Source organism: Polaribacter reichenbachii (genome assembly GCF_001975665.1).
Classification (GTDB): Bacteria; Bacteroidota; Bacteroidia; order Flavobacteriales; family Flavobacteriaceae; genus Polaribacter; species Polaribacter reichenbachii.
In genome coordinates, this window is sequence record NZ_CP019419.1 from 3,725,109 (window position 1) to 3,749,780 (window position 24,672).

The 24,672-nt window shown below is 29.6% G+C and carries 31 protein-coding genes; all 31 read left to right on the forward strand.

The features are described from left to right. Nucleotides 1–80 precede the first annotated feature (80 nt). The 31 genes from BW723_RS15910 (at nucleotide 81) to BW723_RS16060 (ending at nucleotide 24,670) form a co-directional block, all read left to right on the forward strand. Nucleotides 81–827, forward strand: a complete 747-nt coding sequence (locus tag BW723_RS15910) for a hypothetical protein (protein ID WP_139059066.1) — start codon at nucleotides 81–83, stop codon at nucleotides 825–827. A 246-nt stretch (nucleotides 828–1,073) separates the two neighbouring features. Next, the gene (locus BW723_RS15915) at nucleotides 1,074–1,604 is read left to right on the forward strand and encodes a hypothetical protein (protein WP_068359808.1); all 531 of its coding nucleotides are present in this window, start codon (nucleotides 1,074–1,076) and stop codon (nucleotides 1,602–1,604) included. 153 nt (nucleotides 1,605–1,757) lie between these two features. Continuing rightward, nucleotides 1,758–2,210, forward strand: coding sequence for a DUF4279 domain-containing protein (locus BW723_RS15920; RefSeq protein WP_068359595.1), 453 nt, complete (start codon nucleotides 1,758–1,760; stop codon nucleotides 2,208–2,210). A 166-nt stretch (nucleotides 2,211–2,376) separates the two neighbouring features. Continuing rightward, nucleotides 2,377–3,237: a hypothetical protein gene (locus BW723_RS15925; RefSeq protein WP_068359594.1), complete on the forward strand. Its 861-nt coding sequence runs from the start codon at nucleotides 2,377–2,379 to the stop codon at nucleotides 3,235–3,237. Nucleotides 3,238–3,475: 238 nt separating this feature from the next. Next, nucleotides 3,476–3,820 (forward strand): cbb3-type cytochrome c oxidase subunit I, encoded by a 345-nt coding sequence (locus BW723_RS18170; RefSeq protein ID WP_418312520.1) that lies wholly within the window; start codon nucleotides 3,476–3,478, stop codon nucleotides 3,818–3,820. A gap of 2 nt (nucleotides 3,821–3,822) precedes the next feature. Further along, complete coding sequence (locus BW723_RS15935; protein WP_139059091.1) at nucleotides 3,823–4,200, forward strand: hypothetical protein; 378 nt, start codon at nucleotides 3,823–3,825, stop codon at nucleotides 4,198–4,200. 818 nt (nucleotides 4,201–5,018) lie between these two features. Then, nucleotides 5,019–5,843, forward strand: a complete 825-nt coding sequence (locus tag BW723_RS15940) for an ankyrin repeat domain-containing protein (protein ID WP_068359587.1) — start codon at nucleotides 5,019–5,021, stop codon at nucleotides 5,841–5,843. A 178-nt stretch (nucleotides 5,844–6,021) separates the two neighbouring features. Beyond that, nucleotides 6,022–6,594 carry a WG repeat-containing protein gene (locus tag BW723_RS15945; RefSeq protein WP_068359585.1) on the forward strand — a complete coding sequence of 191 codons (573 nt, stop codon included), beginning with the start codon at nucleotides 6,022–6,024 and terminating at the stop codon, nucleotides 6,592–6,594. A 155-nt stretch (nucleotides 6,595–6,749) separates the two neighbouring features. Then, on the forward strand, nucleotides 6,750–7,241 hold the full coding sequence (locus tag BW723_RS15950; protein WP_068359583.1) for a hypothetical protein: 492 nt from the start codon (nucleotides 6,750–6,752) through the stop codon (nucleotides 7,239–7,241). Beyond that, complete coding sequence (locus BW723_RS15955) at nucleotides 7,228–7,635, forward strand: contact-dependent growth inhibition system immunity protein (protein ID WP_068359581.1); 408 nt, start codon at nucleotides 7,228–7,230, stop codon at nucleotides 7,633–7,635. Before BW723_RS15950 ends, BW723_RS15955 begins: the two co-directional genes overlap by 14 nt. A 131-nt stretch (nucleotides 7,636–7,766) precedes the next feature. Then, entirely contained in the window at nucleotides 7,767–9,098 is a 1,332-nt protein-coding gene (locus BW723_RS15960; protein WP_068359579.1) for a hypothetical protein, read from the forward strand. 436 nt (nucleotides 9,099–9,534) lie between these two features. Beyond that, a complete protein-coding gene (locus BW723_RS15965) occupies nucleotides 9,535–10,137 on the forward strand; it encodes a DUF6088 family protein (protein ID WP_068359577.1) in 603 nt (200 codons plus the stop codon). Between the two features lie 2 nt (nucleotides 10,138–10,139). Next, the gene (locus BW723_RS15970) at nucleotides 10,140–11,138 is read left to right on the forward strand and encodes a nucleotidyl transferase AbiEii/AbiGii toxin family protein (protein WP_068359575.1); all 999 of its coding nucleotides are present in this window, start codon (nucleotides 10,140–10,142) and stop codon (nucleotides 11,136–11,138) included. A 405-nt stretch (nucleotides 11,139–11,543) separates the two neighbouring features. After that, nucleotides 11,544–11,897: a hypothetical protein gene (locus BW723_RS15975; protein WP_068359574.1), complete on the forward strand. Its 354-nt coding sequence runs from the start codon at nucleotides 11,544–11,546 to the stop codon at nucleotides 11,895–11,897. A gap of 172 nt (nucleotides 11,898–12,069) precedes the next feature. After that, nucleotides 12,070–12,573, forward strand: coding sequence for a hypothetical protein (locus BW723_RS15980; RefSeq protein ID WP_068359573.1), 504 nt, complete (start codon nucleotides 12,070–12,072; stop codon nucleotides 12,571–12,573). Between the two features lie 219 nt (nucleotides 12,574–12,792). After that, on the forward strand, nucleotides 12,793–13,611 hold the full coding sequence (locus tag BW723_RS15985) for a restriction endonuclease (protein ID WP_237150084.1): 819 nt from the start codon (nucleotides 12,793–12,795) through the stop codon (nucleotides 13,609–13,611). Nucleotides 13,612–13,759: 148 nt separating this feature from the next. Continuing rightward, entirely contained in the window at nucleotides 13,760–14,263 is a 504-nt protein-coding gene (locus BW723_RS15990; protein ID WP_068359571.1) for a hypothetical protein, read from the forward strand. A 157-nt stretch (nucleotides 14,264–14,420) separates the two neighbouring features. Then, entirely contained in the window at nucleotides 14,421–14,786 is a 366-nt protein-coding gene (locus BW723_RS15995) for an FEKKY domain-containing protein (RefSeq protein WP_068359569.1), read from the forward strand. Continuing rightward, entirely contained in the window at nucleotides 14,783–15,214 is a 432-nt protein-coding gene (locus tag BW723_RS16000; protein ID WP_068359568.1) for a hypothetical protein, read from the forward strand. The genes BW723_RS15995 and BW723_RS16000 overlap by 4 nt, the downstream gene beginning before the upstream one ends. Nucleotides 15,215–15,377: 163 nt before the next feature. Next, the gene (locus tag BW723_RS16005) at nucleotides 15,378–15,620 is read left to right on the forward strand and encodes a hypothetical protein (protein WP_076686406.1); all 243 of its coding nucleotides are present in this window, start codon (nucleotides 15,378–15,380) and stop codon (nucleotides 15,618–15,620) included. After that, nucleotides 15,617–16,096 carry a hypothetical protein gene (locus tag BW723_RS16010; protein ID WP_068359806.1) on the forward strand — a complete coding sequence of 160 codons (480 nt, stop codon included), beginning with the start codon at nucleotides 15,617–15,619 and terminating at the stop codon, nucleotides 16,094–16,096. The genes BW723_RS16005 and BW723_RS16010 overlap by 4 nt, the downstream gene beginning before the upstream one ends. Nucleotides 16,097–16,320: 224 nt before the next feature. Beyond that, nucleotides 16,321–17,394, forward strand: coding sequence for a Fic family protein (locus BW723_RS16015; protein WP_068359815.1), 1,074 nt, complete (start codon nucleotides 16,321–16,323; stop codon nucleotides 17,392–17,394). A gap of 147 nt (nucleotides 17,395–17,541) precedes the next feature. Continuing rightward, complete coding sequence (locus BW723_RS16020) at nucleotides 17,542–18,279, forward strand: leucine-rich repeat domain-containing protein (protein WP_068359813.1); 738 nt, start codon at nucleotides 17,542–17,544, stop codon at nucleotides 18,277–18,279. A gap of 169 nt (nucleotides 18,280–18,448) precedes the next feature. Beyond that, nucleotides 18,449–19,255 carry a toll/interleukin-1 receptor domain-containing protein gene (locus tag BW723_RS16025; RefSeq protein ID WP_076686421.1) on the forward strand — a complete coding sequence of 269 codons (807 nt, stop codon included), beginning with the start codon at nucleotides 18,449–18,451 and terminating at the stop codon, nucleotides 19,253–19,255. 208 nt (nucleotides 19,256–19,463) lie between these two features. Further along, on the forward strand, nucleotides 19,464–19,922 hold the full coding sequence (locus BW723_RS16030; protein WP_076686423.1) for a helix-turn-helix domain-containing protein: 459 nt from the start codon (nucleotides 19,464–19,466) through the stop codon (nucleotides 19,920–19,922). Then, a complete protein-coding gene (locus BW723_RS16035; protein ID WP_226789300.1) occupies nucleotides 19,868–20,716 on the forward strand; it encodes an IS3 family transposase in 849 nt (282 codons plus the stop codon). The genes BW723_RS16030 and BW723_RS16035 overlap by 55 nt, the downstream gene beginning before the upstream one ends. A gap of 123 nt (nucleotides 20,717–20,839) precedes the next feature. Continuing rightward, nucleotides 20,840–21,394: a hypothetical protein gene (locus BW723_RS16040; protein ID WP_068359794.1), complete on the forward strand. Its 555-nt coding sequence runs from the start codon at nucleotides 20,840–20,842 to the stop codon at nucleotides 21,392–21,394. An 11-nt stretch (nucleotides 21,395–21,405) separates the two neighbouring features. After that, a complete protein-coding gene (locus BW723_RS16045; RefSeq protein ID WP_068359796.1) occupies nucleotides 21,406–21,828 on the forward strand; it encodes a hypothetical protein in 423 nt (140 codons plus the stop codon). A 231-nt stretch (nucleotides 21,829–22,059) separates the two neighbouring features. After that, nucleotides 22,060–23,013 (forward strand): Fic family protein, encoded by a 954-nt coding sequence (locus BW723_RS16050; protein WP_068359798.1) that lies wholly within the window; start codon nucleotides 22,060–22,062, stop codon nucleotides 23,011–23,013. Between the two features lie 289 nt (nucleotides 23,014–23,302). Next, complete coding sequence (locus BW723_RS16055) at nucleotides 23,303–23,623, forward strand: helix-turn-helix domain-containing protein (RefSeq protein ID WP_068359804.1); 321 nt, start codon at nucleotides 23,303–23,305, stop codon at nucleotides 23,621–23,623. Between the two features lie 3 nt (nucleotides 23,624–23,626). Then, nucleotides 23,627–24,670 (forward strand): DNA cytosine methyltransferase, encoded by a 1,044-nt coding sequence (locus tag BW723_RS16060; protein ID WP_068359800.1) that lies wholly within the window; start codon nucleotides 23,627–23,629, stop codon nucleotides 24,668–24,670. Nucleotides 24,671–24,672: the final 2 nt, after the last annotated feature.

Below are 24,672 nucleotides of genomic sequence, written 5' to 3' on the forward strand. Positions count from 1 at the left end.
TCGGTTTTTATTTGCTAAATTACGTGCTTAACCACGCAACAAACCATATACAAACACGTTGGCAAACATTTAAAAAAACTATGGAGAAACCAGTATTTGACCTTTTAGTCGAAATTAGTAAAAACAAATACTTTGATTATGAGGACAAATCAAGAACTACTAATCGAGATAAAGAAATAGAACGTAGTGAGAAATATAGGCAATTAAGGTATTTGCTTGACCAAGGTTTTATTTCAAGTACCAAAGATATTTACATCATTACCGAATATGGATATATTGTTTCGCAATTTGAAAGTTGGTCTGAATATATTAATCATCAAAAAGAACTATTAGACCGAAAAGTAAAAAAGGAAAATCTTGACTTAAAAATATCTGATTTTCAAGTTCGGACTAAATACTTGCCTTATATAATTTCATTATTAAGTGTTGTTTTATCAATTATCGCTCTCTCATATCAATTCAAAAAGGAGAATAAAACAGAAGAACAAATCTCAAACCCAACTTTGTTGACTTCCGAAAAACAGGTCAAAAATTCAATTAATAATGGTATATGGATTAGTACAAAAGATTCATTATCATCTGTTGAGATTAATGGAAATAATTGGACTTTTAAATATGTAAACGAAAAAACGGATTTAGATGACCATTATGAATATTTGATTACTAAAAGTGTTTTAGATAAACATAATGAAATAATTGATGGTAGTTTAATTTTAACGAACAAATCTGACACACTCAAATACGGAATTGATTATATCTCTGAAAAAAATATGACTCTAATATATTTACCAAGAGGTAATTTTCATCATTATGAGAGGAAGGAATAAAAAACGATTTGCCAACACCGTATATAATTTATTGCTAGTTCTAGCCTACTTACGAAAATCCTCGTGGATTTTCTATTCGGTTTTTATTTGCTAAATTACGTGCTAAACCACGCAACAAACCATATACAAACACGTTGGCTGTAATTTAAAAGTCCGTTAACTAAACGAAATATAGTGTTTACTAATTAAGACTTTTCTATAAAAGCAAACTGAATTAAATTGGAATTGAATACTAAATAAAGTGATTTGAAAAAAGCAATACTTCTGACTTTCTTACTCAATTGCGGAATTGGAATCTCGCAAACCGAATTTCCATTTTATGAACAAATTGCGTTTGACTTTTATCAATCAACAATAATTGATTCTTTTCCTTCAAAAAAGAAAATAAAAGTTTATCCATATGTTATGGATTTTCATCCACCAAGAACGGGATTTTACAATCCAATCTGTTTAGGAATAAGTTGGAAAAGTAAAACTCAATTTAAAGAATTGGAATCTTATTTAGAAACTCAATTAAATATTGATTCCGATAGATTTGAACTTGATTTCTCGAATTTGGACAAAAAGAAATTCAAAATCAAAAGGAATGGAAACGGAACTTATCCAAAATTACAGATAACAGCACCACACAAAGAAATAAACGGAACTGAACGCATTTTTGTGAATATTCATATAACGAATAAATATTTATACGAGACTTATCATATTGAATTTAATGACAAAGGAAAAATTATAAATTGGTGTAGAACATATGACGAAGTTATAAGAACATATTAAAAAACTACAGCCAACAACATATATAATTTATTGCTGGCTTTTTGCTTACTTACGAAAATCCTCGCGGATTTTCTATGTCAGTAATTATTTATTAACTTGGTTGCATAAACACGCAACAAACCATATATAAACACGTTGTGTGCAATTTGAGAAATGAGTCACGAGAAACTAACATATAGCGGAACAGAATGCAATAACTATTTGTATTTCTCTTTTGATGCGGAATATTTCGATACCGAAAAAATTACAGCGGAATTGAATATTGAACCGACTTACGTAATGATAAAAAAAGAACCTGTTCCAAAATCAACTGCGTGGGAATACCGAATTGATGCTGGAAACAAAATTGATTTGGAAAGTTATCTTCAACAACTAATTGACATTTTTGAACCTAAAGTGGAAATCATAAACGGACTGAAAAGCAAATATGATTTAACAACTAGAATACAATTTGTAGTTGACATCGACATAAATCCAGAATCTTCGACACCTTATTTCGGACTGAATAAAAGAGCTGTTGACTTTTTAGCTAAAACTGGAACTGAAGTAGATTTTGCCCTTTATAAAGCTGATACAATCGGACTTTTACAAAAATCGGATGAATAAAAAACTGCACACAACAATGTATAACCGCAATTACGGCGGATTCGACTACGTCCGAATCCACTCGGAATTGCTAACGCCAGTGCTTAACCGAAAATTAACGCATATTAATCCGTAACTGACGGTTATACGAGACCGTTAGCACCAATTAAAAAAAAATACGAACTGAATGAGTTTTGACTTAAACTTTTACAAAAAAGAGAGCAATAAAATAAGCATTTCTGAAATGGTTGAATTCTTAAATACTATTCCAATGTTGGAAAGTAAAACAGAAGACCAAATAGTTTATGAAAACGAAACTACAGGAGTTTTTTGCTTATTTGAAACTTATGAAAGTGAAGATGAAGAAGAAAATGACTTTGGAGAATTAGAAGACACTAATTTGTGTTTTAATATAAATTATGTCAGACCAGACTTTTTCGGAATTGAAAGTTTTGAAATAGTAGATAAATTAATAGAAAAATTTGAACTTTATGTTCTTGATCCACAAGCAGAAGGAGAACCAATAAAGTATAAAAAAGGAGAATTATTAAAAAGTTGGTTAAAATCAAATAAAAAAATAAGTAAATCCTATTTTAAAGAATGGGAACTAAACTATTTAGAATTAGAAAAATCAAATTATTGTTGGAAATTCTGCTACAATAAAAACGAACTTCAAGAAAAATTAACAGAAGAATATTTTGTTCCAAATATATTTTACGTGAATAAAAATGGAACTGAAAAGGTGGAAACTTTATGTGTTTGGCCTGAACATATTCCGTTTGTTTTACCAAAAGTAGATTTTGTTTTAATTCAAAAAAGAATAAAAAAATTATTTAGAACAAAAGAAGAAAGTGGTTTAGTAAAATATGAAACAATAATTGAAAAATTAGGAAAATATTTTGAAAACGAAAAAGATTATAAAATTGTTCACCCAAAAAATGAGGAAAAGATAAAGCCTATTTTTAATTCAATTGAGTTTTTTACAACTATAGAAAAATACGGAAAAGGAATTTCAGTAGATAAAATAGTGAATTACAAGAACGAATAAATAACTGGTGCTAACACCGTATAAACTTTATTGCTATTTATAGCTCACTTGGGAAATTCCTTCGGAATTTCGCCGTTCGTGTTTTATTTAGTAAATTCACTGCGTTAAACAACGCAACAAAGCTTATACAACAACGTTAGCCACAAGTTGAATGAACCTATTAACTAAAAGACCACACATTATTTTTCTTGTATTTTCTGTAATCACTTTTATACTCGGATTTAATGCAAACGGAGGAATGGATATAAATATTCACGACACATATTACGTGATTAGTAATTATCATTTCGCAACACTGATTTCAATTCTTTTCGGAATAATCGGACTGATTTATTGGATTGTGAAAAAAGTGAATGGAAACCTCTCTAAACGTCTGAATTTGATTCACGTTACGCTGACTTTTGGCGGAATTTTTCTGATTCTGATTTTAAACGAATTTTTTAGAAAGTCAATTATGGAATACGATTTTAATGAAAACTTGACAATGGTAATTTATTTGATTTCTGCTATTGTGATTTTTGGACAAATTATATTTCCGATTAATATAATAAGAGGAATAATAAGAAAACGGAATAAAACCTAAGAATGAACTACGAAATACCCAACTCATATAATTGGTTTGCAAAACTGAATTTGACTCAATTCATTCCTTGGAATTTTGATACAGAAATTAATCCGAATTCATCAATCAATGAACGATTTAAAATTGAGTGTGAACAAAATCGAGGAGTTCTGACTTTTGGACGCAGACAAGATATGGACACATTTGTTGGATTTGAAATTGTGGAAGGAAAAGTAACCGAAAATGTAATTGTTTTTCATCCCTCGTTCGGGACAAATGTTAAAGGTTGGAATATCATCGAATCTGAACACGCGGATTTTTTTGAGTTTATGCAAAAAAGAGTTTTACCAGAAATGAAAGAATGGATTCCAGAAGATGACGTGAATGATTATATTGAATAAAAAAACCAGTGGCTAACACCGTGTATAATTAATTGCTAGGTCACTGCCGACTTACGAACATTCCTGCGGAATATTCTATCTGTGATTTATTTGCTAAATTAGTTGCTTAACCACGCAACTAACCATACACAAAACCGTTATCTTTAATGAAATAGCCAGTTTTGAAAATTAAGTTATTCATCGAATTTTACAGAAATCAAAGAATAAAAAAATAAAAATATTCTTAAAAATTGGAATGAAAAATAGAAGTAAAAAATAAAGAAAATTTTATATTAATTATGTTTTCAATATATTAGATAAATTCAGAATTAAAATGAAATATAATTAAGTTTTAAATTTTAAAAAACACTTTCTGATTGTTTGAAAACTCCAGAAAATCGGATAATTTTTAGATTTTTAAAAGTTTAAAGTTAAGTTCAACAAAATATAGAAATAAGCTAAGATAATTTTGAACTAACAATTTCAAAAAAAAAAAAAAAAATGGAAATTAATAACTGTGTGTATTAAAAAATGGAATAAAATTTAATTCTGACAGTTTCATTAAAATCTAGAAATAAATATAAATTTTAGTTTTTTAAATAATTTGAATAAAATAAAATCAAAAATTATTTAGAAATAAATTGAGATAAAACATAAATTCAGAAACGAAAAATAAATATTGTGTGATAAAAAAGCACTAAAGATAACACCGTGTAAAAAAAATTGCTAATTTTAGCTTACATACGAAAATCCTCGCGGATTTTCTATCTGTGTTTTATTTGTTAACTTAGTGCTGTAACACGCAACTTTTAATACACATAAACGTTGGCAGTAATGTAATGAACGACTTTGACGACATAATATTTAACGAACAATGGGACAGAGTTCTTGAAGAAATTTCGAAGGACAAAAGTCTTATTGGACAAATTGAGCCATACGACCTTGCGTGGAAACGTTTTCAATATCAGATAGCAGAAAACGGAATAGAAGAACTTGTTCTACCCTATGGCAATTTCACAGACCTATTAAAACTAATTGAGATTTGTAAAAATCAAGGATTGACAGGTTTAAACATTCCACAGGCAACAGCATTTCAGCAACTTGACCAAATAAAAATCCTTCTAAATCAAGGACACGAAATTGACGAACAAGATTTTGGGGAAAGAACAGGCTTGCTTGTTGCTGCTGCTTTAAATGACGTTCAGCTTGTAAATTTTTTCATAGACAATGGAGCATTTGTATCCTTCTACGACCAAGATAACCTTGAAGCAATTGACTTTACAACTTCGGACGAAATAAAGAAAATACTGAACAAAAATAACGGTCGAACCAAAGCACAAAGACAACAGGACTATGACGAGTATTGTGATGCAAGAGAAAAACTAAACGTACTCAGAGAGATTAATCTTTCATTTATGAAAGCGGCAGAAAAAGGAGATATATCTCAAATGGAACAAGCACTAAAAAATAGTTCAATGGATTTTATGACATTGAATTTTGCATATCCAATCAATGGATGGACAGCACTTCATTTTGCAGCAAAGAACAATGACAAGAGAGCTTTTGAATTTTTAGTAAGCAAAGGAATTGATACAACGAAGAAAAATATTGACGGCTTAACTGCATTGGACTTAGCAAAAACATTAGGAAATAATGAACTCTGAACCGAAGAATAAAAACACTACTGCCAACACCGTATATAATTTATTGCTAGTTCTAGCCTACTTACGAAAATCCTCGCGGATTTTCTATTCGGTTTTTATTTGCTAACTTTAGTGCTTAATCCACGCAACAAACCATATACAAACACGTTGTGGTGCATTTCTCACTCGAATCAACAAAATGAAAAATTTAATAATTATAATTTTTATTCTATCTCTTTTTTCTTGTTCGAAAAGATTCAAACCAGTTACAAATGAGAATGAATATTTTGAATTAACTGAATTAAATACAAAAGACACTTTATTCAGAATTTCAAAAAATGAGTTTTATGAAATGGGAGATGATTTTGCTTTTGTGAATCGAAAAGGAGATACTATAATTTCATCTGAAAAAATATACTTCACATTTAAAGATACTATTACAACATTCGGAATTGTACTTGAAAAAGAAACTTATGATTTAATTGGAATAAATCGGAAAGGAGAAAGAATTTTTGAAGTATATATGTATGACAATGGACCTGATTATATTTCTGAAGGTTTATTCAGAATTAAGAAAAACGGAAAAATTGGTTTTGCGAATGAAAAAGGAGAAATAATAATCAAACCTCAATTTGAATGTGCTTCAAATTTTGAGAATGGAATTGCATCAGTAACTTACGATTGTTATTTGTATTATAACTTGGATGAACATTTACGTTCTGAAAGTGAAAGTTGGTTTGAAATAGACAAAACTGGAAAACGAATTGAATAAAAAAAACGACACCACAACAACATATATAATTTATTGCTAGTTCTAGCCTACTTACGAAAGTCCTCGCGGACTTTCTATTCAGTTTTTATTTGCTAACTTTAGTGCTTAAAACACGCAACAAATCATATATAAACACGTTGTGCACAAGCTAAAAAATGAGCTACTCAAGAGAACAAATAGAAGAAAAAATTGAACTTACAATTGACGAATTGTATGAAAAGGATTCAGAAATTATTTTCGAAACTTACAATTTACACGAAAGGTCTATTACTCACAGATTTGCTCTGTATTTAGAAAAACATTTTGCAGACCAAGATTATGTTGTAGATGTTGAATATAACAGAATGCTAAATGATTATGGAGAAGACATAATCGGCAATGAAATTGGAAAAAGACTGGATTTTGAGAAGTATGGAAAAGAAGCTAGTGCAGTATATCCTGATGTAATAGTTCATAAAAGAAATACAACAGACAATTTGTTAGAAATAGAAATGAAGATGCAGTGGAAAAACTCAAAAAAGGAATTTGATTTAATAAAAATCAACGAATATTTAAGTCAACTTGACTACCAATTTGGAGTTTATTTAGAACTAGCGGAAAATAGAAACGAATGTCAAGTAAATTTTGGGCCATTTGAAATCAATTGAACAATTAGAAAACGATTATTGGAATGAACCTTCTGAGTTTCCGACAAGTTTAGTCGAAAAATGCTATCATTATCGGAAAATAAATATTGAAGAATTGACCAATGAGCAATTAAGACTTATGATTTCTCAACATATCGGAACTGAACACATAATTGGAATTGCACTCGAGAAACTCGAACGGAATATATTGACTGAAGGCGACTTTTACGAAGGTGATTTACTTGTAGCGATATCGGGTTTGCCGACTGAATTTTGGAATAAAAAGAAAACGGAATTTCGGGCTTTTAAAAACTTGGTGGAACGGAATTCTGAACTAATTAAAACTGAACTCGGTGAAAAGAAATTTGACCGAATAAATGAAAAAATAAAAGCCAGTGCACAACAATGGCTATAAGTAATTGCTTGTTCTCGCCTACTTCTGAAAACCCTCGCGGATTTTCAGTTTGCTGTGTACTTGCTAAGTTAACTGCTAAACCACGCAACTACTCATAGCCGAGAACGTTACCACACATTTGACAAGAAACAATGGAAATAACAACAATAAATCAAATAAGAGAAAAAAGAGACAGTATTCGTGAACAAATTAAATCTCTTAATTTGAAAAGTTTCGGGTCAACAACTTATGGTAATGAAAATGAATATACTTTTAAAGGATTAATTGCTGGAATTGATGCTTTATTAACAGATATTTCTACTCTAACACAATATCAAAACAAATTTGTCAAAATCTCAACTTATAACGAAAGAAATGGTATTTATTCAAATTTAAACAGAATAGACACTTATTTACAAACACCAAATAATTACATATCACAATTTGAAGCTTTAAAAGTTCAAATACGAGCTTATAATGTTAGAAATATTTCTGAAAGGCAATTAGAATTTGAAAAAGAAATTGAGGAAGTCAGAAAAATCAAAATTGAACTTCAACAAATTTTAGTAGAATCTAAAGAATTAAATGAAAGTATTGACGAAAAAAATGATTCTATTGAGAAAAAATTAGAAACGAGTACCGAAAAACTTACTGAAATAGAATCTGAATTAGAGAAAATTACAGAACGAAAAGATGAATTAATTGAACAATCAGAAACTCTTGAAACTATTAATGATAAACTTAATTCTATTAAAGAAAGTGCTTCTGATAATTTAGAAGAAATTACAACTTCTCTAACTGAAAGTAAAGGTAATGAAAAGCTAATTACTTCATTTGCTAATAAAGTACAAGACAGAGAAAAAAAATTAGATGAATTAGAACAAAATACTAATTCAAATAATGAGAAACTTTCAGAATATATTAAAGAAAGAGAAACAATTCTAAAACAAGCAAATGAGCTTATAGAATCCTCTAAAAAAGCTTTAAACTATACAACCGCAGAAGGAATAAGTGCTTCATTCCAAGAACAGTATAATAATTCTAATAATTGGAAAATTTTCGGTAGTTGGATTTTCGGCGCTGTAATTTGCCTTTTAGGAACAATCGCTTTAGGTATTTGGATTTTAAAAACAAAAGATGACAATATTGGAATTCTAATTGGTAGAATATCACTTTTACCATTACCAATAATAGGTGCTATATTTTGTGCAAATCAATACACTAAACAAAAGAATATAATTGAAGATTATGCATATAAAATGGTTCTTTCTAAAGCAATAGTTGGATTTTCAGAACAATTAAAGAAAAATGGAACAGATGGTAATGAGGAATATGTTCATTACATTAAAACTGCTCTTATTGAAATACACAAAGACCCTTTAAGAAAAAGAGAGAAAACAAAACAAACAGAAACAAAAGACACTAATTTTAAAGATTTAATAGAAGTTGCAGAACGAATAGTTAAATTAACAAAAGTAGAATAAAAACGTGTGGTAACACCGTATATAATTTATTGCTGGCTTATTGCCTACTTACGAAAGTCCTCGCGGACTTTCTTTGTCCGTAATTATTTACTAAATTAGTTGCTTGAAACACGCAACAAACCATATACAAACACGTTAGGGATAATTTGTGAATAAGTAAGCGCAAAAACAACTTGACTTTCTAAAAATAAAACTGTACCTTCGCCATACTTAAGTTCTTTACTTAGTACTAATTCAAACTTAGATTTTTTAAGGAAAAAGTACTAAGTAAAGAACTTAAGTATGGTAAAAACAAAGTAACGGAAAGAGAGGAAGCTATGCTTCCTCTCTTTCCGTTACTAAGGTTTAGACTTTTCCTAATATAAACACTACTCTTTTCATACAGTATTTTTGTCACAATTATTTACTATATTTGTGACAGATTATATATTTAAAAATGGCTGTATCTGTTGAAAATAAAGTAAAAAAAGCAATTACCAATTATAGAACGGGAAAAATATTTTTCCCGTCTAACTTCTCTAAGTTTGGAACTTCTACGGCAGTAAGACAAGCCTTAAACAGATTAGAGGATGATGAATTTCTTTTAAGACTAGCCCACGGAATTTATCTTTATCCCAAAAGACATCCAAAATTTGGAATTCTACACCCAAGTATTGAAGAAATCGCTATAGCTATCGCTAAAAGAGATAAAGCCAGAATAATTCCTACAGGGATACACGCTCTAAATAAATTAGGTTTATCTACACAAGTTCCTATGAACGTGGTCTATTTAACAGATGGTTCTTCGAGGTCAATAAAAATCAATAAAGGAAGTATCAAATTCAAAAAAGCTTCGCCAAAGCTACTTTCTGTAAAAAGTGATAAAATCATACTTATAATACAAGCTTTAAAAGAATTAGGACAGGAAAATATAAATTCAAAAGTCAAAGAAAGAATAAAGCAAATATTATTAACCGTTGATAAAGATGTCCTAACACACGATATAAAACTTGCACCTCAATGGATAACCGAAATAATCAAAAAATTAATTGAGCAATAAAAATGGATGAGTGGTTTAAACTTAGCGAAGACGATAGAAGAATTGTAATAAATCAAGCAAGCGCAAATAGTGGATTACTTCCTGTAGCTGTGGAAAAAGATTTATGGGTTATGATAGCTTTGCAAGCCATATTTTCAACAGAAGTCGCTGAACATTTAGTTTTTAAAGGAGGAACATCCCTAAGTAAAGCTTGGGGAATTATAGAAAGATTTTCAGAAGACATTGATTTAGCTATTGATAGGTCATTTTTTGGTTTTAAAGGAGAATTAAGTAGATCTCAAGTTAAGAACCTTAGAAAAGCATCCTGCAAGTATGTAGCCAAAAAATTCCATATCCTTCTTGAAAATGCTCTTTTAAAAAATGGAGTTAAAGAATTTGAATTAAGCGTTACTGAATTTGAAGAATCTGACACAGACCCATTAGCAATAGAAATAAGATATAAATCATTAGTTGAACAACAGGAATATTTACAACCGAGAATATTAATAGAAATTAGTTCAAGGTCACTCATTGAACCATATGAAAATAAAAAGTTATCATCAATTATAAGTGAAATTTATCCAAATGAAAATTTCATTGACCAACCAATAAATATCCCAACTGTGATTCCAACTAGAACTTTAATTGAAAAGATGTTCTTATTACACGAAGAATTTCAAAAGCCAAAAGATAGAAAAATCAGAAGTGAACGAATGACAAGACATCTTTATGATATTTCAAGACTTATGGACACAGAATATTTAGAAAAAGTAATTTCTGACAAAGATTTGTATAATACTATTATAGAACATAGAAGTAAATTGACAAAAGTCTCTTGGGTAGATTATGATAAACATAGCTATAGTACTTTAAATTTTATTCCGCCAAAAGAAATTATAGATGAGTACGAAAAAGATTATGAAGCGATGAAAGAAAGTATGTTCTATGGAGAAACAGATTCATTTGAAAGTCTAATAAAAAAATTAAAAAAACTGAACGATAGAATTAATAATTTGGAATAAAACTATCCCTAACAATGTATAAAAATAATAGCGGTTTAATCGCTAAAACGAAAGTAAGTAAATATAAAAAAGGTCTGTATTTAACCGAAAAGTAAGTGCGTAAAAATCCGCTACTATTCTTATACTAGACCGTTGGCAATAATTTGCTCAAAGAAACCTAAATAAAAATATATCAATCAAATTATCATTTGAACCACTATTAAAAAGTGAAAAGAAGACTAAAGAATTTGAACATTTCAGAATTACAGTATCTGAAATAGTTAACAAGTTAAATTTAAATGGTGAGATTGTATTTTACTACATCGATGTGCTAAACAAATTTGAACTTAAAGAAAATACAACTGAATTGAATGACAATGAGTTATTAAACCAAATTAGTTCATTAAATGATTATCTTAACTAATTATGAGTAAAAGAGGTAGCAAATCAACAATAAAGCTTAATAATGCAAAATCAATTTCTGGTGGTTCAGGAAAAGGCGTTGCCAACTGGATTAAAAAAAAGAAAAAAATAATAAAGTTAAACCCAAATGAGAATCAAATTCAAGAATTAGAAAAACATAACATTAAATTAGTTGATACTGACTTAATAGATAACGATTCTGTACTTCGTTCGGAAATTGTAAAAAAAACGAATGAACTGATATCAATATCAAAAATTGAACTTGAACCTCACAAACTTAACTTGGAGAAAAAAAAATCAACTGAACTAAAAAGAATTCTGAATATTTTGCAAAACAACATTTTAAAAAGTATTTAAAAACTATTGCCAACATCGCATAAAAATAATGCGTAGTTTAGTGCTTAATCAAGAGTTCGTGCATTTTTGCTACGTCTGATTTTCCTTCGGAAAATCCTCGCACACAAAACCGCACTATTCTTATACGTAACCGTTGTGCGTCATTTGAGCATACTCAATAGGAATTAAAGAAATGAATAGTGAAAATTTAAAAAACTCAATCCGAATATTTGAACACGCAAGTAATGAATTAGAAAAAATCTCTGTCAATGGTTTAAGAGAATTATCAAAACTGCGAAAACCAAATAACGTTATTCATCTTAAACATATAAAAAAATCTGATGATTTAGGAATTAATACACTATTAGCAACACAAAGAATTCCAGCTATTGTTCTTTTAGGATTATCAATTGAATTGACATTCAAATTAATTATAAAACAAAAATTAAATAAAGAGTTTAAAATACACGAACTGAATAAACTATTTAAGAAATTACCAAGTGAAATTAAAGACTCTATCGTATTAAAAGTAACTTCTGATTTGAAAATTTCCGAAAGTGAATTTTATAATAAACTAAATGAAAATGACTTGATTTTTGTCAACTGGAGATATTTCTTTGAAAAAGAAGCACCAAATTATGCAGGTATTGAATTTTTAAAATCCCTACACAAGTATTTAAAAGATTTAATTGAATAAAAACGAACGCACAACACCGTATATAATTTATTGCTAGTTCTAGCCTACTTACGAAAATCCTCGCGGATTTTCTATTCGGTTTTTATTTGCTAACTTTAGTGCTTAAACCACGCAACAAACCATATACAAACACGTTGTGCCTAATACCTGAAAAACCGAATGGGAAGAAAAAAAATACACGATAAAGTACCAACTCACGATAAAATGATGATTCCAACATTGGAAGCTCTGAAATTATTGGGAGGTTCGGGTTCAATAGATGAAATCAATGAAAAAGTTTACGAAGTAGCTGGATATGACGAGGAAGTTTTAGAAATACCTCACGATGAAAACGGAGTTCAAACCAAAGTGGAATATAGACTAGCTTGGGCGAGAACTTATTTGAAAAAATACGGACTAATTGACAACTCTTCTCGCGGAGTTTGGGCTTTAATTGACAATGAAATTGACACTTCTAAACTTGACGCTGACCAAATATTAAAAACGGTTCGCGAATTAACTAGAAAACCTAAAACTGACAAAAAACAAACCCAAAAAGAGCTTGACTCCGAAATTGAAGAAGAAATAGAAGACCAAATTGACTGGAAAGAAAATCTAATTTCTGTTATTCTAAAAATTGAACCTTCAGCTTTTGAAAGACTTTGTCAACGGATTTTAAGAGAAAGTGGATTTGTCCAAGTTGAAGTTACAGGGAAATCTGGAGACGGAGGAATTGACGGAAAAGGAATAGTAAGATTAAACGGATTTTTAAGTTTCCACGTTTTTTTTCAGTCTAAAAGATATAAAGGTTCTGTTGGGTCTGGCGACATTAGAGATTTTAGAGGAGCAATGCAAGGTAGAGCGGATAAAGGACTTTTTATCACAACAGGTAATTTCACTAGAGAAGCTATTAAAGAAGCAACAAGAGATGGAGCACCACCAATTGACTTAATTGATGGAGAATTATTATGTGATAAATTAAAGGAATTTAATCTCGGAGTAAAAACTGAACTTATTGAGGAAGTTTCTGTAAATGCGGAATGGTTCTCGAAAATATGAAAAAGTACTAGGCACAACACCGTATAAAAATAATTGCGGTTTAGTGCTTAATCAAAGGTCGTTGCGTGTTTGTAACATCTGATTTTCCTGCGGAAAATCCTCGCTTACAAACCCGCAACTATTCTTATACATAAACGTTGTACACCATATGAAAAACGCATTCGTAATCATATTAACCTTTATTGGATTTTTCGCATTTGGACAAGAAAAAAAACTTGACCGAATTGATAACGAAGTGAAATCTATAGAATCGGACTCGACTCTTGTGGAAAAGAAATTTGATTGGGTGGAACTGACTGGAATCACTACAGATGGTGGCGGAATTTTAAAAGTATGGCGGAATGAAAAACAGATTTGTAAAATAGTTGAGAAAATCGGACTTTCTTACGGTCGAATAACGACGGTTATTTACCTGAATAATGGAATACCAATTAAAATAATAGAAACGGAGGAAAACTTTGGTCACGAAAATGGAGAATTGAATTACGAAAAACTGAACGAAGTTTTTAGAGCAACTATTTACGTATTTGATTGGGAAAATGACGAGAGTAAAATAGAACGGACAGGAAAGAGAGTTTTAAGTGAAGGTTCGTGTTCAACTTTTAATTATGAACCGACAATTGAACGTGCTAAAAAAGCAAGAACGGAATGAAAAAATACGGTGTACAACAATGTATAACCGCAATTACGGCGGATTCGACTACGTCCGAATCCACTCGGAATTGCTAACGTCTGTGCTAAACCGAAAATAATCGCTAATTTAACCCGTAACTGACGGTTATACGAGACCGTTGTACGCAAGTTGACCAATGAAACGCAAAAAGAAAATAATAATCCGAATTGGAGTCTTTTTTGTCGGAATTTTATTTTGGCAATTCGGACTTTTTAACCGATTCAATTATTTAACTGGAAAGATTGACAGTTGGCGGAATTCAGCAAGAATCGTGACGGTTGGTAAACCATTGCCTTGTGGAGTTCCTTGCATTGGATTAAAAGAAAAATACGGATTTCACGAATCGAATGTTGGATGCACTGTAACTGGACCTCAATTACGTGGAATTGATTCTTATAACGCTGAAATTGAAAAGTATCTGAATAGAAGAAATGGGAAAGACTGGCGGGAAAATTATCAGGCGGAAATGGATTCATTGATTATAAATAATAGATTGGAATGAGTAAAACGCTAAAAATTATACTTGGAGTTTTAGGAACAGCGATAATTGCAATATTTGGACTAATAATGTTTGGACTTTATCTTATGGAAGATGAAGACAGATATGGAGATTTAGTCTACTTTAATCAAAAAGTAGAAGATGGCGATATTATTTTTCGGTGTAAATATTCCGGAGAATTAGGACAAACAACTGAATTTAATGAATACGGAATAATTGATAGATCTTGGGGAAGTGTTTATGTATGGGACAATCAAAATACAATTAAACAAGACCTTTATGATTGGGCTGAAAAAGGAAACGGAACACGAGTAAGAGTCTTTAGAATAAAAAAAAATGACTTTAATATGAACAAAGTGGAATTGAAAGATGGAACATATAACTATTTAATGAATTCAGGTAAAATGGAATTCGTAACTGAAAATTATTAAAAAACCAGCGTACAACACCGTGTATAATTAATTGCTAGGTTCTTCCCTACTTACGAAAATCCTCGCGGATTTTCTATCTAGTTTTTATTTGCTAAATTAGGTGCTTAAACACGCCACTAATCATACACAAACACGTTGTAGCACATTTGAGAAAACTCACGAATTGAAAAGAAAGACAGGGATTTTAATATTAATAATCGGAATTTTAATCGTCTCTAAATTCTGGGTTGGAATCTATACTCACGATGAATTTGGAGGAAAAAATATTTTCATTAAACATAGACCAATTTGGAAAACGTTTTTCTATTCGCCAAGAGGAATGAGTGATTTAAAACTATCAGAAATGACGACTGAAAAGCAAAATGAACAAATACTGTTCGATGAATTTATTTTAGAAAATCAATGAAATTAACAATTAAAATAGCAACCATTTTTATTTTACTATCAAGTTGTTCAAAATCCGACAACATTTTAGAAAATCGAAATTTTAACAAAGGAAATTGGTTACTTGTGAATGTTAACTATGCAAATAAAACTCTTGAATTGATTGATGATAAATCAATTTTAGAAAAGAATAAAAACGGAATTTATGTGTTGCCTACTGGAGATTGTGGAGGAACAACGTGCGATGGTTTTATAAAACTTTATCAAGACGGAAAACTTGTTGGACAATTAGAATATTTAACTAGAACATTGCTTTACGAATCGAAATCGATTAAAGAATCATATAAAAACGGAACTGAATCATATCTTGAACCTGAAAATTCAGAAGATTTTAAAACAAATTGGGATAGTTTAGTAAAGGCAAATAATTATCCAACAATAAAACATATACAACCTGACGATAAAGATATAATCTTGACTTATAAAAAATCAGAATAAAAACGTGCTACAACACCGTATATAATTTATTGCTAGTTCTAGCCTACTTACGAAAATCCTCGCGGATTTTCTATTCGGTTTTTATTTGCTAAATTTAGTGCTTAAACCACGCAACAAACCATATACAACAACGTTGTACTTAATGCGGGACAAAAAGTCGCATATTAAATTTAATTGAACTATTTTTTGTATTTTTGGTACATATATAATTTACAAGAGATAAAATGTCCCAAATCAATAAACTTGCAAAACTTCCTCCAAAAAGAGAAAAAGTAGAAACTATTGAAATTCTTCGTCAATTGAGTAAATCCTCAAATTCATTAGGAGAATTAAAAGGAATTGCTAAAACTATTCCTAATCAAGAAATGTTGATAAATGCTGTTGTCTTACAAGAAGCTAAAGATAGTTCGGAAATAGAAAATATTATTACAACACAAGATGAATTATATAAAGCTTTAGCTACAAACACAAAACAACCAACTCAAGTTAAAGAAGTTATAAATTACAGAAGTGCTATTTTTTCTGGTTTTGAATTAATTCAGAAACAAGGATTTTTAAAGCTAAAAGATATCGAAACTATTCAAAAAACCATTATCGAAAATAATGCTGGAATTCGCTCAATGGCTGGAACTGTGCTAAAAAACGATAAAACTGGAGAAATTGTCTATACACCACCACAAGAAAAAGACGAAATCTTAGATTTATTAAGTAATTTCTTAGAACATTTTAATGTTAAACAAAACGATTTAAATCCATTAATTAATTTAGCTATTTTACATTATCAGTTTGAAAGTATTCATCCTTTTTATGACGGAAATGGAAGAGCAGGAAGAATACTAAATATTTTATATCTAATTCTAAATGACCTTTTAGATATTCCTATTTTATATTTAAGCTCATATATCAACGAAAATAAAGCAGATTATTACCGTTTACTAAATACAGTTAACAATAAAGACGAATGGTCTGAATATATAATTTATATGCTAAAAGCTGTTGAGATAACATCAAATAGAACTATTGAAAAAATAAATTCAATTAAAGTATTATTGGATAAAACTATAATATTTGCTCAAGAAAAGGCACCTAAAATCTATAGAAAAGAATTAATTGAATTACTCTTTGAACAACCTTATTCTAAAATAGAATTTGTTGTAGAAAAATTAAACGTAGAAAGAAAAGCGGCTTCACGATATTTAAAAAAATTGGAAGATATTGGAATATTAACTTCTCAAAAAATTGGAAGAGAAAGTGTTTACGTAAATACAAAACTGATAGAAATATTGAAAAAGCACTAAGTACAACACCGTATATAATTTATTGCTGGCTTCTCGCCTACTTACGAAAGTCCTCGCGGACTTTCTTGGTCGGTAATTATTTACTAAATAGTTGCTTGAAACACGCAACAAACCATACACAAACACGTTGGCTGTAATTACTCAAAAATGACAAAAAAGGATATTGAAATAGGATTTTGGAGATTTAATGATGGTTTTTGGTCAGAACCTTTGACAATTGAAAACACTGAAATTTATGAAACAGAAAAATTAATTATTAATCTTTCAACATTTAACCAAGATTACAGAAATCTATCAGCTTCAAAAAAAAGAGAATTAAAAAGAGTTTGGGCTGAAACTTTACCCAAATTAGAAAATGTAAAATACCTAATGACAACACATCAAATTGACCAAGATTTTTTTGAGGCAATTTGTAAAATGAAAAATTTAGAAGGAATATATATAAAGTGGGGAAAAGTTGAGTCTTTAGAAAACATTGCTAATTTGAATAATCTGAAACACCTTTATTTTGGAAGTAATCCAAGAATTGAATCTATTGAAGGAATTTTAAATTTAAATAAACTTATTACTCTTGAATTAGAAAACTTTAAGAATTGTAAAAACCTGAATAAATTAGAAAAACTAAATAATTTACAAAGTTTGAGTATTGTTGCATCAATTGATGGTCCAAGAATAAAATTTGAAAATCTTAACTTCTTGAGTAAACTCAATAATTTAAAAGTTTTAAAATTAGATGTGAGTTTGAAATATAAAAAAATTGAACCTATTTTAGAATTGAAAAACCTTGAAAAATTATGGATTCCTGAACATCTTTACAAAAAATATGACAAAAATAATTTGAGAAAGAATTTTGAAAAACTGAAATATGGAAACCTTAAGAATTAAAAACTACAGCCAACACCATATATAATTTATTGCTGGCTTCTTGCCTACTTACGAAAATCCTCGCGGATTTTCTTTGTCTGTAATTATTTACTAAATTAGTTGCTTAAACCACGCAACAAACCATATATAAACACGTTAGCACCAATACAAAAAAAACACACCGAAAAATATGGGACAATCTATACTTACTTTCATAAGTCATTCATCTGATGATAAAATATCACTAATTGAACCAATCGTTGCTGATTTGGAGAATTGCTACATCAATGTTTGGTTAGACAAACGAAAAATAATGCCTGGAGACAACTTAAGAAAATCGATATTTAGAGACGGATTAGATAAAGCAGATGTAGCTCTTATTTTCTTTACCGAAAAATCACTAAAATCATCTTGGGTTGATAAAGAAATTAAACACGTATTAAGAGAGGAAAGTAAAAAAGGGAATGATTTTGACTTAAACAAAATTATTTCAATTTTTGATTCTAAAGAAACCTATGACGAAATTTCATTAAGATATCCTGAATTAACTGACGACTTGATGCACTTAATGCCAACTAAATATACGAAAATTCAATTAGGTCAATTAATTTCTGCTATTTGGAGTAAATATCTTTCTCTACAAGGAGGAGATGTAGAAGTTCAACGACAATTACTTTCTAAAGAAAAAGAGATATTTAAAAAAGAAAAGGAAATTCAAAAACTAAAAACTGACTTAACAGATTTAAAATCTAAAAATTCAAATCTTAATCAAATAGATGAGTTTGAAACGTTTTTAAATTCCGGAAAGATTAATGAATTGATACAAAACAAAGAAAGCTTACTTCGTGGAGGTTGGATAAATAGAGAAAGTATAAGAAATCTACCAGAAGCAATGACTTTAGGTTTAGCAGAGGACAATCCGAAAAACACTGGATATGTTAGAGTATCTGAAAAAGGAAAAGAATTTTTTAAATGGTTATTATTAAACGAAGAATAGAAAGTACTGGTGCTAACACCGTGTATAATTAATGGCTAGTCCTCGCCTACTTACGAAAATCCTTGCGGATTTTCTATTCGGTTTTTATTTGCTAAATTAGGTGCTTGAACACGCCACTAATCATACACAAACACGTTAGCTACAATTAGATGAAATTACTTTCCTGAAATAGGTTGACTAAAAATTAAGCACTTAATTATAGTCACTTATGAAAACACAAAAACAACCCTGGCGAAAAAAAGCGTACGAAAAAGCTACTTTAGAACTCAAATTATTCGTCGTTGACCAAATTCAGAATGGTCAGATTTCTTCAAACTTTGCTTCCAAAAAATATAATGTTCCTAGAACTACAATTGCCTATTGGATTAAAAAATATAGTACTTTAGTCCAACAAAATACTGGTATGAGTAAATTAGACGAAATTAAAAAACTAAAGGAACGTATTGAGGAATTGGAGTTTGTAAAGGAATTTCAACAAGATATTATTGCTGATATGGAAATCATTACTGGAGTCGATTTGGCAAAAAAGTCGTTACCCAAAATATTAGCAAAAGAGATAGCACTAAAAAAGAAAAACCTTTTAAAGTCAAGTGGTTCTATGAATATTTTGGGATCAGTAAACAAGCCTATTACAAAAGACTTAAAACACAAGAAAACAAGCAAATAAACCATCAGAAAATTATTGTAATGGTACAGGATTATCGTAAATTAGTGGGTATGAGAACTGGTGGTATTAAGCTCTATACAGAACTAAAACAAGACTTTATTAACCAAAACATCAAAATAGGTCGAGACAAGTTTTATGATGTGTTAAGACTACACAACCTACTGGTTCCTAAACTTAAAAACTATGTAACAACTACAAACTCAAACCATCAATTTAGAAAGTATAAAAACCGAATTCTAAACCAAGTACCTTCTAGACCTGAACAACTGTGGGTTAGCGACATAACCTACATTAAAACGGAAAATGGACACAATTACTTAGCCATTGTAACAGATGCATATTCTAAACAAATTATGGGATATAAACTCGATAATCATATGAGGACATCACTTTGTAAAGATGCACTTGCTATGGCTATTAAAAATAGAAAATACCCGAATGAAAAACTGATTCATCATTCTGATAGAGGGTTTCAATATTGTAATCCTAAATACACTGCATTTGCTGAAGAAAATGGAATAATTATGAGTATGACAGAACAATATGATCCATACGAAAATGCAATTGCGGAAAGAATTAATAGAACTTTAAAATATGAATATGGGCTAAGAAATCTGATGAAAAATACATCTATTGCTCAAGAAACTGCAAAACAAGCCGTTTTTATTTACAATAATTTAAGAACACATTTTAGCCTAGACTTAAGAAAACCTGCTGAAGTACATTTAAATCCGAATATCAAATACAAATCATACAGAAAAAATAATGTAAATTTGACTGAACTTAAAATTTAAGAACAAAAATAGTTTAAATTATTTTTTGCCTTCTAAACGGCTAAAAAAAATCTTTTGAACGATATAAATTAATCTAAAAAAAGGTCAACCTATATCAGGATAATACAATATTATGGATAAGGAATGAGAGATGAAGAAGTAAATAAAATATTAGAAAAGTTAAATAATCAAGAATATCCTTTATACCCAGTTCTTGAAAATGATATTGATTATGACGACCCAATTAAATTAGCTGAAAAAATAACAGAAAATGTAAATTTTCAATATTTAGAAGATGAATTAAAGCTAATAAAAAGAGTTGAAAACGTTAAAGCTGAATTTGCTTTATATAGTTTAACATCAAAAGGGAGAAGGGTGTTAAGAAAAGGGGGTTGGTTAGAATATTTAAAAATAAAAGATAAAATAGAACAAAGAAAAGAAGACAAGGAAGAATTTGAATTAAAAATAACAAAAGCACAATCTAAATACCCTTATCTACCTTATTGGTTAGCTTTCGGAGGTGTTTTTGTTTCTTTTTTAGCTTTTATTAATTCGTGCAATTCTGGAAATAAAACATCACAAGACAAGAAAGAAACATCGATATATATAATACAAGATACCACTTTAACCAAAGTTCAACAGAACAAAACCAAATATATTGACTCTTTAGAAAAACAAATAGACTCTTTAACACAATAAAAATTTAAAATATGAACAGAGAAGATACAGAAAGACTTTTAAAAATAAGAGTTTCAGCAAGCGACAAAGAATATGCTTGGGTTAAAAACGTTGTTTCAGTCATATCTATTTTATTAGGTATTTTAATTTCATTAAAAGATAAATCTGAAAATCATTCAGAAATTGAATCTAAATTGTTTATTAGTACAATTATACTCTTCGGACTTTGTATCCTTTGTGGATTAATCTTGTTATTTGCTGATTCTGACACTGAACATCGTCTGGTAAAGAAGGTCGTAGAAAAAGAATATGCCGTGGACGTGCCAAATGGATTACACGCAACATTTGTCGAGAGAAGAACCATTTTCGATATTTTAAGAATCTGTTTCTTTTTAACTTTAATTTGTTCTGTTTTGAGTTTAGTTGCTTATTCAGTTTACCCTGAAATAAATTAAAAAAAGAATAAAAAACGGTTGCTAACACAGTATATAAACAATAATTACTTTTTTCTTTACCTTTACTCATTGCAAACCTATTTAGTTAATATTAAACCCTTATTAGTATAGAATATCTAAAAATTAATGTTCATATACTAAAACGTTGTGCCCAATTAAAAAATCACGTTTCATAAGATAATTCAGATTAAATGATTGTATCTTTGATAGTATCAAATGATAGTATCACGAATGAAACCACCTTACGAAATAACATCATCTATTTTAAAATTAATAACTTCTATTTCAGAAAAAATAGGAGAAGTAAATGCTAATTTATTAAACAGACCTTCACCTAAATTAAGAAAACAGAATAGAATAAAAACTATTCATTCTTCTTTAAAAATAGAAGGAAACACACTTACAGAAGAACAAATAACAGCACTTCTTGAAAACAAAAGAGTAATTGGTCCTAAAAAAGATGTGCTTGAAGTTTTAAATGCAATCAAAATCTATGAAAATTTAGAAGATTACAATCCTTCAAATGAAAAATCCTTTTTAAAAGCACATCAAAACTTAATGGAAGGTTTAATAGAAAACTCTGGAAAATATAGAAATCAAAGTGTCGGAATTGTAAAAGGCTCAAAAGTTGAGCATTTAGCACCACCTTTTGGAAATGTGCCATACTTAATGAAAGACCTTTTTGAATATTTGAAAAAGTCTGATGAAATTGAATTAATTAAAAGTTGTGTTTTCCATTACGAAATGGAATTTATACATCCTTTTTTGGATGGTAATGGAAGAATGGGAAGATTATGGCAAACTTTAATTTTAATGGAAAAATATCCAATCTTTGAGTTTTTGCCTTTTGAAACTTTAATAAGCAACGACCAAGAAAAATATTACAAAGCTTTAGCTGAAAGTGATAAATCTGGAAAGTCAACTAAGTTTATTGAATATATGCTTAACGTAATTGACATTTCAATAAGCCAGTTATTAGATTTTAATAATCGAACATTAAATGAAAAAAATAGATTAGAATATTATGTTTCATTAAATAAAACTGAATTTACAAGAAAAGATTATATGGATATTTTTAAAGATATTTCTTCAGCGACTGCAAGTAGAGATTTAAAGAAAGGAGCAGAATTAAATTTATTTGAAAAAATAGGAGAAAAAAATAAGACAATCTATCGTTTAAAATAACTGGGCACAACAATGCATATATTTTATTGCTAGGTTCTGGCTTGCTTACGAATATTCCTGCGGAATATTCTATTCGGTTTTTATTTGCTAAATTAGTTACTTGAAACGCAACAAACCATATGCTAAACCGTTGTGTTTCATACTGAGCCAACCGCATATTTTAGCATTTTCGGTTTTTGCCAACGCTCAAGTTCCAATGCTCGAAAAACCAAAAGAGCTAAAATTTCCCAACGCTCGAATTGAATATTCAAATTAAATCATTTAAATTTGTCAAAAAATGACAAGTCTTATGAAAACCACATTTGGAGAATACATCCGACTTTTACGAAACGAAAACGAATTGACTTTAACTCAACTTGCGGCCAAACTGAATTTGGACTCTGCAAACTTGAGCAAAATCGAGAACGGAAAACGAGAGTTCGATGAAAAACGCTTACCAAAACTTGCCAAAATCTTCAAACTCAATCTTACGGAATTGCGAAATGAATATGTGACTGACCAAATTGGAAAACATATTTACGAAACAAATTGTACAAAACAACTTTTGCAAGTTGCCGAGGAAAAAGCAGAATACAGAAGAACACTTAATAAATCACTTCAAACACAATAACATATGAATGTAGTATCATTTTTCGCAGGAGCTGGCGGATTAGATTTAGGATTTGAAAAAGCAGGATTTAATGTTGTTTGGGCAAACGAATATGACAAAGATATTTGGGAAACTTACGAAAAGAATCATAAAAGTACAATACTTGACAGACGAAGTATCGTAGATATAGAATCTGACGAAGTTCCAGAATGTGATGGAATTATTGGCGGACCACCTTGTCAAAGTTGGAGTGAAGCTGGTTCATTACGTGGAATAAATGATAAAAGGGGACAATTATTTTATGACTTTATCCGAATATTAGAAGCTAAACAGCCAAAGTTCTTTCTTGCCGAAAATGTGAGCGGAATGTTATTGGAAAGACATAGCGAAGCTTTAAAAAATATTAAAGAAATGTTTAAAAATGCTGGCTACAGATTGTCTTTTAAATTATTAAATGCATCTGACTTTGATGTACCTCAAGATAGAAAAAGAGTATTTTTTGTTGGCATTCGAGAAGACCTAGATTTTGAATTTCAATTTCCTCAACCATTAAAAAAGAAAGTTACACTTGAGCAAAAGATAGCGGATTTAAAAGATTCCGTTGTTCCTGCAAAAGAAGGTAACAAAACAAACAAAGAAAATTGTAAAGTACCAAATCACGAATATATGATTGGTGGTTTTTCTTCAATGTTTATGTCAAGAAATAGAGTAAGAAGTTGGGACGAACAATCTTTTACAATACAAGCAGGTGGACGACACGCACCACTTCATCCTCAAGCACCAAAAATGAAATTCATTGAACAAAACATTCGTGTTTTTGTTCCAGGACAAGAAGATTTATATCGTAGATTAAGTGTTCGAGAATGTGCAAGAATTCAAACTTTTCCAAACAATTTTATCTTTCATTACAAACATATTGCTGCTGGATATAAAATGATAGGAAATGCTGTTCCTGTAAATCTGGCTAAACATATTGCCATAAGTATTAAATCTCAAATTGAGAGTGCAGAAAAGAAACCAAAACGAGTTACGAAGAAAAAATTGGAACTAGAAAATACACTTTCATAATT